This window comes from Pseudooceanicola sp., assembly GCF_029213205.1.
GTDB lineage: Bacteria > Pseudomonadota > Alphaproteobacteria > Rhodobacterales > Rhodobacteraceae > Pseudooceanicola.
The window spans coordinates 68,235-81,593 of record NZ_JARGNH010000004.1 but is presented as its reverse complement, the minus strand read 5'-3'; the positions used below and the strand labels follow the sequence as shown (position 1 = coordinate 81,593).

Annotated in this window: 17 protein-coding genes and 1 riboswitch; of the genes, 2 read left to right on the top strand and 15 right to left on the bottom strand. The window is 63.2% G+C overall.

Annotated features, from left to right (window positions below; all coding sequences use genetic code 11):
* Nucleotides 1-8 precede the first annotated feature (8 nt).
* The 13 genes from P1U48_RS05065 to P1U48_RS05005 all read right to left on the bottom strand — a co-directional run bounded on the left by P1U48_RS05065 (nt 9) and on the right by P1U48_RS05005 (nt 10,278).
* A complete protein-coding gene (locus tag P1U48_RS05065) occupies nt 9-1,457 on the bottom strand; it encodes a TrkH family potassium uptake protein (protein WP_301067787.1) in 1,449 nt (482 codons plus the stop codon).
* Between the two features lie 71 nt (nt 1,458-1,528).
* Nucleotides 1,529-2,155: an urease accessory protein UreG gene (gene ureG, locus P1U48_RS05060; RefSeq protein ID WP_301067786.1), complete on the bottom strand. Its 627-nt coding sequence runs from the start codon at nt 2,153-2,155 to the stop codon at nt 1,529-1,531.
* Nucleotides 2,152-2,544 carry a hypothetical protein gene (locus P1U48_RS05055; protein ID WP_301067785.1) on the bottom strand — a complete coding sequence of 131 codons (393 nt, stop codon included), beginning with the start codon at nt 2,542-2,544 and terminating at the stop codon, nt 2,152-2,154. The genes ureG and P1U48_RS05055 overlap by 4 nt, the downstream gene beginning before the upstream one ends.
* Nucleotides 2,541-3,188: an urease accessory UreF family protein gene (locus tag P1U48_RS05050; protein ID WP_301067784.1), complete on the bottom strand. Its 648-nt coding sequence runs from the start codon at nt 3,186-3,188 to the stop codon at nt 2,541-2,543. The genes P1U48_RS05055 and P1U48_RS05050 overlap by 4 nt, the downstream gene beginning before the upstream one ends.
* Complete coding sequence (locus P1U48_RS05045) at nt 3,172-3,711, bottom strand: urease accessory protein UreE (RefSeq protein ID WP_301067783.1); 540 nt, start codon at nt 3,709-3,711, stop codon at nt 3,172-3,174. Before P1U48_RS05045 ends, P1U48_RS05050 begins: the two co-directional genes overlap by 17 nt.
* A 22-nt stretch (nt 3,712-3,733) precedes the next feature.
* Nucleotides 3,734-3,955 (bottom strand): hypothetical protein, encoded by a 222-nt coding sequence (locus tag P1U48_RS05040; protein WP_301067782.1) that lies wholly within the window; start codon nt 3,953-3,955, stop codon nt 3,734-3,736.
* 126 nt (nt 3,956-4,081) lie between these two features.
* Entirely contained in the window at nt 4,082-5,830 is a 1,749-nt protein-coding gene (gene ureC, locus P1U48_RS05035; protein WP_301067781.1) for an urease subunit alpha, read from the bottom strand.
* Nucleotides 5,831-5,861: 31 nt separating this feature from the next.
* Nucleotides 5,862-6,161: a hypothetical protein gene (locus tag P1U48_RS05030; RefSeq protein ID WP_301067780.1), complete on the bottom strand. Its 300-nt coding sequence runs from the start codon at nt 6,159-6,161 to the stop codon at nt 5,862-5,864.
* Nucleotides 6,162-6,191: 30 nt separating this feature from the next.
* The gene (locus P1U48_RS05025) at nt 6,192-6,497 is read right to left on the bottom strand and encodes an urease subunit beta (RefSeq protein ID WP_301067779.1); all 306 of its coding nucleotides are present in this window, start codon (nt 6,495-6,497) and stop codon (nt 6,192-6,194) included.
* Between the two features lie 127 nt (nt 6,498-6,624).
* A complete protein-coding gene (locus P1U48_RS05020) occupies nt 6,625-6,927 on the bottom strand; it encodes an urease subunit gamma (protein WP_301067778.1) in 303 nt (100 codons plus the stop codon).
* A gap of 1 nt (nt 6,928) precedes the next feature.
* Nucleotides 6,929-7,735, bottom strand: a complete 807-nt coding sequence (locus P1U48_RS05015) for an urease accessory protein UreD (protein ID WP_301067777.1) — start codon at nt 7,733-7,735, stop codon at nt 6,929-6,931.
* A 168-nt stretch (nt 7,736-7,903) separates the two neighbouring features.
* On the bottom strand, nt 7,904-8,998 hold the full coding sequence (folE2, locus tag P1U48_RS05010; protein ID WP_301067776.1) for a GTP cyclohydrolase FolE2: 1,095 nt from the start codon (nt 8,996-8,998) through the stop codon (nt 7,904-7,906).
* 98 nt (nt 8,999-9,096) lie between these two features.
* Nucleotides 9,097-10,278, bottom strand: coding sequence for an aminotransferase class V-fold PLP-dependent enzyme (locus tag P1U48_RS05005; RefSeq protein ID WP_301067775.1), 1,182 nt, complete (start codon nt 10,276-10,278; stop codon nt 9,097-9,099).
* A 58-nt stretch (nt 10,279-10,336) separates the two neighbouring features.
* A riboswitch (SAM riboswitch) is annotated at nt 10,337-10,414 on the bottom strand.
* A 134-nt stretch (nt 10,415-10,548) separates the two neighbouring features.
* On the opposite strand from P1U48_RS05005, the gene P1U48_RS05000 reads away from it, so the two are divergent.
* Both P1U48_RS05000 and P1U48_RS04995 read left to right on the top strand, forming a co-directional pair.
* A complete protein-coding gene (locus P1U48_RS05000) occupies nt 10,549-10,782 on the top strand; it encodes a hypothetical protein (RefSeq protein ID WP_301067774.1) in 234 nt (77 codons plus the stop codon).
* Between the two features lie 25 nt (nt 10,783-10,807).
* On the top strand, nt 10,808-11,515 hold the full coding sequence (locus tag P1U48_RS04995) for a glutathione S-transferase N-terminal domain-containing protein (protein WP_301067773.1): 708 nt from the start codon (nt 10,808-10,810) through the stop codon (nt 11,513-11,515).
* Between the two features lie 243 nt (nt 11,516-11,758).
* On the opposite strand, the gene P1U48_RS04990 is transcribed toward P1U48_RS04995, so the two are convergent.
* Together P1U48_RS04990 and P1U48_RS04985 are read right to left on the bottom strand one after the other, a co-directional pair.
* The gene (locus tag P1U48_RS04990) at nt 11,759-12,412 is read right to left on the bottom strand and encodes an inner membrane-spanning protein YciB (RefSeq protein ID WP_301067772.1); all 654 of its coding nucleotides are present in this window, start codon (nt 12,410-12,412) and stop codon (nt 11,759-11,761) included.
* 8 nt (nt 12,413-12,420) lie between these two features.
* On the bottom strand, nt 12,421-13,323 hold the full coding sequence (locus tag P1U48_RS04985; protein ID WP_301067771.1) for a DMT family transporter: 903 nt from the start codon (nt 13,321-13,323) through the stop codon (nt 12,421-12,423).
* Nucleotides 13,324-13,359 lie beyond the last annotated feature (36 nt).

The following is a 13,359-nucleotide window of genomic DNA, read 5'->3' as shown; positions in this document are numbered from 1 at the left end:
CCGCCGCCCTAGCTGCGCCAGAAATTCACCGTCAGGATCGCGTAGACGGTCATCAGCTCCAGCCGTCCGACCAGCATCGCAAAGGCCAGAATCCATTTTGCGGTGTCGTTCAGCGGCGCGAAATTGCCCGCCGGGCCGATGGTATCCCCCAGCCCGGGGCCGATATTGCCAATCGCCGTCGCAGCGCCGCTGAGCGCGGTGACGAAATCCAGACCGGTCAGCGCCAGCGCCACCGAAAACAGCCCCAGCGACACCACAAAAAACACGAAGAAGGTCATCACCGAGCTGATCACGTCTTCGGAAATCGGCCGCCGGTCATAGCGCGGGATGATCACCGCATGCGGCGCATGGATCCGCTTGATCTGGGCGCTGATCGAGGAAAACAGGATCTGATAGCGAAAAATCTTGACCGAACAGGCGGTTGACCCGGCACAGCCGCCAATCAACCCGATGAAAAAGAACATGGTGATCAGCAGCGGGCCCCAGGTCATGTAATCGACACTGGCAAATCCGGTGCCGGAAATGATCGAAGTGATGTTGAACAAGGCCTCGCGCAGGCTCTTTTCCCAATGGTGCGGAAAGATGTTCAGCAACAGCACAAACGACCCCATCACCAGCACCAGGATCGTGTAAAGAAACACCCGCGCCTGCCCGTCATGGAACAGGGCCAGCGATTTGCCGTTCAGCATCTGCACGTAGCGCACGAAGGGCAGCGCGGCGAGGATCATGTAGAAAGACGCGGCGTATTCCATTGGCCCGGAGAACGCTCCGAAAGAGGCGTCCTTGGTCGAAAACCCCCCGGTCGAGACCGTGGTCAGCGCATGCACCGTGGCATCGAAAAGCCCCATCCCCAGGGCAATATAGGTCAGCGCACAGGCCAGGGTCAGCCCAACATAGATCACCGAGATCTGTGCTGCCATCGCAGTGGCACGCGGCAGGATTTTCCCCATGGTTTCAAAGGATTCCGAGCGAAAAATCTGCATCCCCCCGACCCGCAGTTCCGGCAGGAACACCATCGCCACCACAATGATGCCGATGCCGCCCAGCCATTGCAGGATGCCGCGCCACAGCAAGATACCGCGCGGCAACTCGTCAAGGCCGGAAAACACGGTCGATCCGGTGGTGGTCAGGCCCGACATCGCCTCGAAAACCCCGTCCACCACCCGCGCCTCGGTCTCCCCAAGGATGAACGGCAAGGCGCCAAAGACCGGCAGCACCACCCAGACCAGGGTGGTCAGCAGAAAGGTCTGCTGGATCGTCAGCCCTTCTTTGCGGCCATTCTGACAGGAAATCGCGGTCACGGTGCCGACCAGGATGGTGATCAGCGCGCTTTCCAGGAACACTGGCCAATGACCGCGCCCCTCGGCCAGATCGACCAGCAGCGGCGGCACCATGGTGACGCCCAACACCGCGGTCAGCAGGCCGATCACATAACCGATAGGGCGCATATCAAACATGAGGCGCAGGCTTGGCTTGGGCGATGAGCACTGTCAAGGCGTGGCAAACGGCGGGGTCGCGGCGCAAGGTCTCAGGCCGGGACCGGCAACCCGCCGATGGCCTCGATCAGCCGCAGGATTTCGGCCACGCCCTCGGATTTTTTCAGGTTGGCAAAGACAAAGGGCCGGCCCTGGCGCTGTGCGGTGGCGTCGCGTTCCATCACCGACAGATCGGCGCCGACATAGGGGGCAAGGTCGATCTTGTTGATCACCAGGATGTCGGAACGGGTGATCGCTGGCCCCCCCTTGCGCGGGATCTCTTCGCCCGCCGCCACGTCGATGACATAGATCGTCAGATCGACCAGCTCTGGCGAAAATGTCGCCGACAGGTTGTCGCCGCCTGATTCCACGAACACCACATCGAGATCGGGATACCGCGCCGTCAGCCTGGCGATGGCATCCAGGTTGATCGAGGCATCCTCGCGGATCGCGGTATGCGGGCAGCCGCCGGTTTCCACGCCAAGGATCCGGTCCGAGGGCAGCGCCTGCATCCGCACCAGCGCCTCGGCGTCCTCCTGGGTGTAGATGTCATTGGTCACCACCGCCACCGACAGGTGATCGCGCAGTGCCCGGGCCAGCGCCGCGGTCAACGTGGTCTTGCCGGCACCAACCGGGCCGCCAAGCCCGATCCGCAGCGGGCCATGTGGGGAATGGGTCATCTCACCTCTCCGATGCGGTTGCCCAGCCTGACCAGCAGATGGCTGGGCGCTATATCAACTTCGGCCAGTCGCCAGACACCTTTGCAGCGCCCGGCGGCGGTATCGTCACGCCCGTCCGGCAGCACCTGACGCACCCAGACCACCACATCGGGGATCAGCGCGGCGCACCAGGCCTCGTGTTCATGCGCCATCCACCAGGCGGCGCCGCCCTCGCTCTCCAGCCCGGTGAAGGTCGGGCCAAGTGGCGCCTGCCAGTCAAACGCCCCCGCCTCCCGGTCCGGCAGGATCGGGATCGGCTCGGTGCCCAGCACCGCCAGCGTCTTGCTGTTCACACCACGGGCGAACCACGACCCCCGGGTCAGGTGCGTGAGTTTGAAGAATTCGGTCATGACCGGAATAGCCGTGTCCTCTGCCGTTCGTGCCGCATCGAGGCGAGGTCAATCGTCAAGGCCGCGCCACCAATCGCGTCAAGATCACCTGACTTGGCCTCAATCGCAAGGTTTTCGATCACCGGCGCCAGCGCGGCCAGGACTTTCTGGCCATCGGTCTGGCCCAGCGGCACCAGCCGCACCGCCGCCGAAACCAGGTTTCCGGCAAAGGCCTGAAGGAACAGCCGCAGGGTCAGCCCCAGCGGCAGCTGCATCCGGCCTGCCGCCTGCCCGACCACCAGCGGATAGGCCATCGGTGACAGGTCGAGCCCGTGCAACGCATTGATTGTGGTGGCAAAGGCGCGCCCCTGGGCCATGGTTTCCTCACGCCGCTCGGCGCTCGGTGCCAGCGCCTCGGCCAGATCCGCCAGATCGCGCGGCAAATCGGCAGCCCCACGATGCGCCGCCGCCAGCAGGATCGCATCATTGCGCCCCGACCCTTGGGTCAGGCAGATGTCGAGCCAGGAAAGCACCGCCGCCGCGTCGGGCAAGCGTCCCGCGGCGACCTCGGATTCCATTCCATGTGAATAGGCAAACGCGCCCACCGGAAAGGCGGGGGACAGCCATTGATGCAGGGTCAGCGCCGGATCAATGGCCGTGGTCATGCGATTTAGCGCTGTTGTCGTGGCTATGGCTATGGCTGTGCTGATGCGGACCACCCTCGGCCTCGCCATGGCTGTGGCCATGGGTGCGCCCGACGCCATAGGCACCACCTTCGGGGCGGAACGGGGCAGTAACGTCGGTGAGGGCCGCGCCCAGTCGGGACAGCATATCCGCCATCACCTTGTCCCTGCGAATACGCAGGACATCGCCGTCGATTTCACAGGGCGTATGGCGGTTTCCGATGTGCCAGGCCAGCCGCACCAGGTCATCACCGCGCAGCTCGGTCAGCGCCTCGGCCGCGGCGGTGATCGCAATCACCCGACCGTCGGCCGTGAGCAGAGCATCGCCATCGTCGAGCGACATGGTCTGATCGAGATCAACCAGCACCCGCAACCCGGCCTCGGTGGTCAGCACCTTGCGGCGCAGAAATCGGCCATCGTAATCCAGGGCCACGCGGTCAGCGACGGCGCGGCCATGTCCGGCCCGCAGGACCTGACGGGCGGCGATCGGGGCGGCGGCGCTCATCGCGCCGCCCCCGCTGTTTGGCTCAGATGTAAAGCAGGTCGCGGAACACGTAGGCGGCAATGCCGTCGCGGGTCAGGCCCAGTTTTTTCAGTTCTGCATCCGACAATTCGTTGAGCCGGTGGATCTGATGCACGCGCGAGCGGCTTTCCACATAGGTGTTGAAGCCCTGGCCGATCCCGGCAAAGAAATTGTCGAGCCGGGCGCGGATGCCGGATTTGCTGTCGATAGCGGCGATATGTGCCATTGGAAACCTCATCAAAGTTTGTGTTGGGTTTCCTCCCCTGCCTCTGAAAATAGGTCAGGACCGGTGTCTCTACTAGCGCCAAAGGCTCAACCCCGTCATGCAAATGCTGCAACGCAGAAACCCCCATCAGAACAGGAAATAGCGCTGCGCCATCGGCAGCACCTCGGCGGGTTCGCAGGTCAGCAATTCGCCGTCAGCGCGGACCTCATAGGTTTCCGGGTTCACCTCTATATGCGGCAACGTGTCGTTCAGGATCAGGTCCTTCTTGCCGATGGTGCGGGTGCTGCGCACCGCCACTGTCTGCTTCGCCAGCCCCAGGGTCGCGCCGATGCCTTCGGCCTGCGCTGCGGCCGAGACAAAGGTGACGGCCGAGTTTTCCAGCGCCCGTCCAAAGGCACCAAACATCGGCCGCGAATAGACCGGTTGCGGTGTCGGGATCGAGGCATTGGGATCGCCCATCTGCGCGCAGACGATCGAGCCGCCGATCAGCACCATTTCCGGTTTCACCCCGAAAAACGCCGGGTTCCACAGCACCAGATCGGCGCGCTTGCCCTCGGCGATCGAGCCGATCTCGTGGCTGATTCCATGCGCGATGGCCGGGTTGATGGTGTATTTGGCGATATAGCGGCGGACCCGGAAATTGTCGTTGTCGCCAGTCTCTTCCGGCAGGCGCCCGCGCTGTTTGCGCATCTTGTCGGCGGTCTGCCAGGTGCGGATCAGCACCTCACCGACCCGGCCCATCGCCTGGGAATCCGACGCGATAATGCTAAAGGCGCCGATATCGTGCAAAATGTCTTCGGCAGCAATGGTTTCGCGGCGGATCCTCGACTCGGCAAAGGCCACATCCTCGGGGATAGATTTGTCGAGATGGTGACAAACCATAAGCATATCAAGATGTTCATCGATGGTGTTCACAGTGAACGGCCGGGTCGGGTTTGTCGATGAAGGCAATACATGAGCTTCGCCGCATATCTTTATGATATCAGGGGCATGTCCACCGCCTGCACCTTCGGTATGAAAGGCATGAATGGTGCGGCCCTTCATCGCCTTCACGGTGTTCTCGACAAAGCCGGATTCGTTCAGCGTGTCGGTGTGGATCATCACCTGCACGTCGTAATCGTCAGCCACCGACAGGCAGCAGTCAATCGCCGCCGGGGTGGTGCCCCAATCCTCATGCAGCTTCAGGCTACAGGCCCCCGCCTTGATCTGCTCTTCCAGCGCCGCGGGCAGCGAGGCATTGCCCTTGCCGGCAAAGGCCAGGTTCATCGGGAAGGCATCCGCCGCCTGCAACATCCGCCCCAGATGCCAAGGGCCGGGGGTAACGGTGGTCGCCAGGGTGCCATGCGCCGGGCCGGTGCCGCCGCCCAGCATTGTGGTCAGGCCGGAATGCAGCGCATCCTCGATCTGCTGCGGACAGATAAAATGGATGTGGCTGTCAAAGCCACCAGCGGTGAGGATCTTGCCCTCACCGGCGATGACCTCGCTGCCGGGGCCGACGATGATATCGACGCCGGGCTGGGTGTCGGGATTGCCGGCCTTGCCGATCTTGTGGATGCGCCCGTCGCGCAACCCCACGTCGGCCTTGTAGATACCGGAATGATCGACGATCAGCGCATTGGTGATCACCGTGTCAACCGCACCATCGGCGCGGGTGACCTGGCTCTGCCCCATGCCGTCGCGGATCACCTTGCCGCCGCCGAATTTCACCTCTTCGCCATAAAGCAGCGCCTTGCCACCGCTCTCCATCGCGGCACGTTCGGCGGTGAGATCACGCTCGACCTCGATGATCAGATCGGTGTCAGCCAGACGCAGCCGATCACCGGTCGTGGGTCCAAACATGGCGGCATAATCAGCGCGGGAAATCTGGGTCGGCATTCTGGGCGGTCTCCTTGCGGCGGGGGTCAGGTCAGACGGGCAATGGCGGTGGCGATGCGGGCTGACGTCGAGAGCCTTTGGATCCCGGGGCCGCTTTCGTTGACGGTTTCGACCGGGCCGGGGGTGAGTCCGGCGCCGGGGTCGGGATCTCGGTCAGCACATTGAGTGTCTGCATTTCTGCAAGAGCCAGCAGAAACGGGTTGGCCGAGAAAACGGCGCGCCGTGCCTCGGTCATCAGGCGAAGCTGCCGTTCAGCCAGCGCCCCGGTGAATTGAATATAGCGGACCGGCATCGCGATCATCGCGCCGGGATCGAACTGTGGTGAAAACATCTTATTAGTCCTCCAATTTTGCAAAGCGGGTCAGAGATCGCCCATCACCGCCTGGTTGAAACCAAAGATCTGCCGCCCGCCGGAAAACGGGATCAGATTGACCTCGCGGCGCTGCCCCGGCTCAAACCGCACCGCCGTGCCCGCCGCAATGTCGAGCCGGGTGCCGCGTGCTGCCACGCGGTCGAACTCAAGCGCCGGATTGGCCTCGGCAAAATGATAATGCGATCCGACCTGCACCGGCCGGTCGCCCGTGTTGGCGACCATCAGGGTGATCGCCTGACGGTCCGCATTCAGGGTCAGCATGCCCGCAGCGGGCAGCAATTCACCGGGGATCATGGCGCGGCGCCCTGAATTGGGCCGGAACCCGGATCGGCACCGGCGGCGGCGACGGGATCAACCCGATTGATTCGGCAAATTTTCTAATTTTCTCAAGCATGATAAATGCCTTTCCTCATTCAGAGCATCAACGAATAGGATCGTGCACGGTGACCAGCTTTGTTCCGTCGGGAAAGGTCGCCTCGACCTGCACCTCGTGGATCATCTCCGGCACCCCCTCCATACATTGCTCGACCCGGACCACCTGGGCCCCGGCCTGCATCATATCGGCCACCGAACGGCCATCGCGGGCGCCCTCGACCACCGCATCGGTGATCAGCGCAATCGCTTCGGGGTAGTTCAGCTTGACCCCCCGTGCCAGCCGTTTTCGCGCCACTTCGGCGGCCATCGCGATCAGCAGTTTGTCTTTTTCCCGAGGTGTCAGTTGCATGTCATAGCATCCATGGTCTTGGAATTTCGCCGCCCGACAACAGGCGGATGGCAGGAATCAGGCTTTGCCGAAGTGCAAAGCCATCGCGGGCAAGGATCCGGGCGAACAACACGCCGGGACGGATTGCGCTGCAGGCACCGCACCCTGCCAGGAGCGTGTTGAGCCGCGCCGCGAGGTCTTCGGCGTGTGGCGCGACCAACAGCAGCGCCGCCATTGCCCCGGCCCCGCCCGCGACGCCGGGGGATTGCAAAATTGCATGGACATCGCCGTGCAGCCGCAGCGTATCGGCAAAAATCAGACGCCCGTCGCGGCGCACCCGCCAGCGGTCGGTCAACCGGGCGTCGCGCACGGTTTCGCCCATCGCCACGCGCCCGATGATCAGCGGCTCGACCGCCAGCAGACAGCCGTCTGCCGCCACCTCGGCGTCAAGACGCCGATCCAGCGCGCCGCCGTCGAACAGGATGGTTTCCTGCGGCAACCAGTCGATCCGGCCCCCGGCCCCGACCTGCAACCGCGTTGCGACCTGCCCGATCTCGTCGGGTTGGGCGCGGTAGATGCGTTCGGCGGCCTGGCTGGTCAGACACAACGCCGCGCCGGCCTCGGCCTCGGCCTGCAGGGTCAGTTGATCGCCGCCAGTGACCCCGCCCGAGGTGTTCAGGAACACCGCCTGCAGCGCCGCCTGCCGCGCTTGCGGAAACAGCGCCTTGAGCGCACCCTGCTGGCGCAATTCGCCAATCCGGCTGCGCCCGCCGCGCAGCCGCGCCGACAGCAGCAGCGACCCTCGGGTGCGGGGCTGGGCCGACAGCACCGGGCGCGGCGCAGGGATCAGATCAGGGGCAGCGGCGTTGATGAGCGAATCCTCCGTTGCCCGAGGGTAGGAGGATTCCCCCGGCGAATGGAACGAATTCAGACGCTGACGCGCGCAAAGCTGGCACCTCGCCAGTCAAAAGCCCAATTTATGAGCGACTTCAGAACCTCAGCCGGTGTGATGCAGGCTGGCGAAATAGCGTGGATCAATGCTCTGCGCGGCAAAGGTCGGCCCCTCGGTCAGCACCGAGACCGCGTCATGGCTGTGCAGACTTTCCTGGTGGCTGGCGACCACGCGGTAATCACCGACCCGTGGATCATCCTCCAGCTGTTCGGCAAACAGCCGCGCCGCATCCTCGACGAAAATCGGGTTGGCGGCGTTCATTTCGGCAAAGGCCTGTTCGTCCTCGCGTTTCACCATCACCTGGGTTTCGGTCGGCACCGCGATCCGGGCCATGTCGATCAAATCCTCGAACCAGAGCGTGGCATCGCCATCCAGCACCACCGATATCCGCGCCACCGAGCGTTGCGAATGCGGCGTCGCCAGTTGCTGGCGGCTCCGGCGCGCATGTTCGGCCAGCTCCAGCGAGCAGGGGCAGGTCGAGGAATAGACATAGTCGAGATGGATGATCCTTTCCCGTTCCCCGGCCTGTTCGACCAGTTCCAGTGCAATATCGTAATATTGATAACCCGTCAGACCCGAGCGCAGGGATTGCCGCTTCACCGGGTAGGAAAACCGCATCAGGATGCGGGCGTCAAAGCTTTCCAGATTGGTTTTGTAATCATCAAGCGCGTCTTCGATCACGCTGAAACTAAATGCCTTTTCGGAATGGGCGTAAAAGCTGCGCATGATGCGCGACATGTTGATGCCCTTCTTCTCCGCCTCAAGGCTGACAGTGCCGGTGACCGCGCTTTCCAGCGTCATCTCGGCGCCATCGCGGGTATGAAACCGGATCGGCAGACGGAAATTCGAGATGCCGACATGCTGCAGCATCCGCCTTGCGCCGCGGATCAGGCTGGCCGGGCCATTCTGCAGATCCGGCAGGGTGGCACGGTAGTCGGCATCGGCGACAAACCCCTCCGGATAGTCACGCGACAGAACCGGCGGCTCCGCCGCGTCGTTCAGCAACCGTCCAAGCGCCGGATCAAGCGCCAGAATATCCGCATCCGACGCGGTTTCGGCCCAGAGTCGCAACCGGGCCAATGCCGCGCGCGCCTCGTCCTGATCCGGTCGTTTGGCCATGTCCTTGGGATGAATGTTCATCAGCCGCCCTTTCGCCGTCCCGGACCGAATATAGGCGGTCCGGAGTCATATTTCCAATCCTCAGGTGAAATACGCAGCTATGTGGGCGTTGGATCACCTTAAATCGCGGCCAGCGCCCCGGTCAGATCCGCGATCAGATCGCCGACATCCTCTAGCCCGACCGACAGCCGCACCAGCCCCGGAGAGATGCCAAGCAGGTCTTTTTGCTGTTGCGGCAGGCGGTGGTGGGTGGTGGTCGCCGGATGGGTAACAATGGATTTCGAATCCGCGAAATTGTTGGAAATCGTAAATATCTCTAGGGCGTTGAGGAACTTGAAACAGGCCTCCTTGCCGCCCTTCACGTCAAAGGCGATGACGGTGCCGCCGGATTCGGCCTGGCGCATCGCCACCGCGTTTTGCGGATGGCTGGGCAGTTGCGGATAACGCACGGCGTTCAACTTCGGATGACCTTCCAGCGTCTCGGCGATCTGCAGTGTCGCCGCGGCCTGCGCGCGCACCCGCAGGTCCAGCGTGTCGAGCGATTTCAGATGCACCCAGGCGGTGAACGGATTCATCGCCCCGCCGGTGTGTTTGAGATAGGTTTCGATCGGTCCCCGGATCAGATCGCGGTTGCCGCAGATCATCCCGCCCAGCATCCGGCCCTGCCCGTCCACATGTTTGGTGGTCGAAATCACGCAGAGATCGACGCCGCAGGCCTTGGAATAGGAAAACACCGGCGTCGACATCGCATCATCGGCCACCACCACAGCGCCGTTGCGGTGGGCGGTGTCACAGACATGCGCCAGATCGACCACCTCGAGCGTCGGGTTCGAGATGCTTTCGAGAAACACCAACCTTGTATCGGGGCGGATCGCCGCATCCCAGGCGGCATTGTCGGTGCCGTCGACCAAGCTGATCTCGACCCCGAAACGTCCCAGCACCTCTTCCAGCACATAGAGGCAGGATCCGAACAGCGCCCGCGCCGCGACCACATGATCGCCAGCCTTCAGCAGCGCCATCATCGCCCCGTTCACCGCCGCCATGCCGCTGGCACAGGCAAACCCATCCTCATAGCCGACCAGGCCCGACAGTCGGTCTTCGAACATCCGCACGGTGGGGTTGCCATAGCGGGCGTAGATGAATTCATCCGGCCCGGCTTTCAGGAACCGCGCCTCGGCGGCCTCGGCGGTTTCATAGACAAAGCCCTGGGTCAGGTACAGTGTCTCACTCACCTCGCCATAATGCGACCGTTTGGTGCCGCCATGCACCATCTGGGTGCGCTTGTTCCACGTGTTGCTCATGTCAGCCTCCTGGGCGTCTTTGCCCATAAAATAACCCCCGACGCAGGCCAAGCGAAGGGGGTCCCATTCGATGACCTCTTTAGCGGAATGTTTAACGTGGCCCGCAATCAGGTAACAAATCGCCACGCCCGTCCAATACGACCGCCCCGCCAAAGCGTCAAGATGTATCCAGATGCTGTAACGAATCCTCCGGTGAAAGCGTTGTGGCGTCACGATTATGTCGCCGTGTCTTCACCCAGATTTTGCAGATCGATGCCAGGCGTTCACCAGATGAACCAATACCACCGGGGGCTGGGGAATGGCGCTCATCAGGGTGACCGCAGCGCCCAAGGGGCTGGTCTGGCACAGGTCGCAAGCTGGCCGCGCGGCCTGAACCTCACCGCCGATGAGGCGCCGCCTGCCCTGACCCTGCCCGCCTCGACCGTGCCGATTGACCCGGCCCCGATGACAGCCATGCGAAGGAATGCCCTGCCCGGTTCCCTGTCCGCCCGATTTGCGCAATGATCGCCGCAAACCCGGGAGATGACAGATGAGCAAACCGATCGAACTCAACTACTGGCCGACGCCGAATGGCTGGAAAATATCCATCGCCCTCGAAGAGATGGGCCTGCCCTACACGGTCAAGCTGATCAATATCGGCAAGGGCGAACAATTCGCCCCGGAATTCCTCAAGATTTCGCCAAACAACCGGATGCCCGCCATCGTCGACCCCGAGGGCCCGGACGGCGCGCCGATTGCGATCTTTGAATCCGGCGCCATCCTGCTCTACCTGGCCCGCAAGACCGGTCAGTTTTACGGCAGCAGCGAACGCGACCGCATCGCGGTCGAGCAATGGCTGATGTGGCAGATGGGTGGCCTCGGTCCGATGGCCGGCCAGGCGCATCATTTCCTGGCCTATGCACCGACCATGGATCCGCCCAATGACCTGCCCTATGCCAAGGACCGGTATCGCAACGAAGTCAATCGCTTGTACGGGGTGCTGGACAAACAGCTTGGGCAGAATGAATTTGTCGCCGGGGATTTCTATTCGATTGCCGATATGGCGGTCTGGCCCTGGGCCAGTCTCTGGCAAAAGCAGGAACAGAACCTCAGCGACAAACCCAATCTGCAACGCTGGCTGGCGGCGGTTGGCGCGCGTCCTGCGGTGCGCGCTGGACAGGCGTTGCATCTGGACAAACGCGCAACGACTGCGACCAGCAGCGACGCGCAAAAGGTGCTGTTCGGTCAAAAAGGCTGAGGCGCCATCGGCCAGCGTGGTTTTGCTGATCCGGCGCGGGCGGCGTTGTGTTCGCTGTTCCCGCGACTGGCCGATATCCTGACCCAGGGATATCCTGACCCCGGACAGCCCGAGCCGCATTGTTCGGTCGATGGGGCGGCCGGTCCGCAGCGCCGCCACCCTGCCGCTGCCGCCTGATCCGTTGTGACCGCCCAGCGCGCCCCTGCGGCGTGTAACCGCCTGAGCCCTGCGATCAGCGCCAGGTTATCGGGGCAGGTTATCGGGGCGCTCAGGCCCCTCGCCATCGGCGTCGCAATCGTCCTTGTCCGGCTCGACCGCATGGGCGGAAAACAACCGTCCCTGCAACAGAAAGAACCCGAACACCGCGGCGGTCAGGCCAAAGGTCTTGAACCAGACCCAGGTGTCGGTGCTCTGGGTGCGCCAGATCACCTCGTTCAGCAGCGCCAGGGCAAAGAAGAACAGGGTCAGACGCCGGGTCAGCTTCATCCAGCCCTCGTGATCCAGTGGCACCGCCTCTTCCATCACATGGCGCAGCCAGCTTTCGCCGCGCAGCAGGCCAAAGCCGAGGGTGCCACCGAACAGCAGGTAGATCAGCGTCGGTTTCATCTTGAAGAACCGGTCGTCGTTCAGCCAGACCGAGAGCCCGCCAAAGACGGTGATCAGCACCGCCGTGGCAATCTGCATTTTCGACAGCCGCCCGGTCAACCGCCAGAGCAGAAAGGTCGACAGCAGGATCAGCGGCACGAACCCGGCAGTGACCAGGATAAAGCCCTCATACTCGCGCCCGGCGATCTGAAAACTGCGGTCACGGACCAGCAGATAGGCAACAAAGAAAGCCAGGATCGGGCCCAGCTCCAGTGCCGGTTTCACCCAGCCGGCGGGTTTTGTATTCGACATGCGGCCCCCTAGCCTGCAACTTCCACAATCACCGCGCCCAGCGCGATCAGCACCATCAGCGCAATGCGCCGTGGCCCCACGGTTTCCTTCAGCACCAGCCAGCCGATCAGTGCCGCAAACACCGGCGAGGTTTCGCGCAGCACCGCCGCCTCGCCCACCTTGTCGATCCTTGTGGCCAGCATCACCAGCCCGAAGGAGCCATAGGCGACAAGCGCCCCGACAAAGCCAACCCGCAGCACCAGTCCCAGCGGCGGGCGGCTGTGCAGCCGCCGCCAATGGACCAGTGCAATCCAGGGAAAGTCCAGCGCCGAGATGACATAGAACCAGGCCAGAAAGGTGAACGGGTTCGGCGTGGCACGGATCGCATAGGCGTCATAGGTGGTGTATAGCGCCACCATCATCCCCGTCGCCACCGCCAGCCACAGCGCCGGCACCAGAGTCTCGCGCGCCACCTTCACATGGATCAGGTTATAGGCGGCCAACCCGAAGATCCCCGCCAGCAGCACCGCGACACCAAGCCATTGCAGCGGGCTGAACACCTCGCCAAAGATGATATAGGCGCCGAAGACGGTGAACACCGGGCCGGTGCCGCGCACCACCGGATAGACCACCGTATAGGCGGCACGCGAATAGGACAGCGCCACCCCGAGCTTATAGACGAAATGGATCGGCAGCACCCCGGCGATCAGCAGCCATTGGCTGCCCTCAGGCCACGGCACCAGGAACAGCGCCACCGGCAGGGTCAGCACAAAGAGCCAGAAATCAATCGCGCCGCGCGACAACCAGGGGTCGATTTTTCCCTTTTGCAGGGCGCCAAAGACCGCATGCAGAAAGGCCGCGCCCAGCGCCAACCAGGGCGCCAGGGCGGCCCCTTCGGCGGTGCCGTCGAGCCCGGCAAACCACTCACCCATGAGTCACCTCTCCCTGCGCCACCCCCGGCGTCGGAC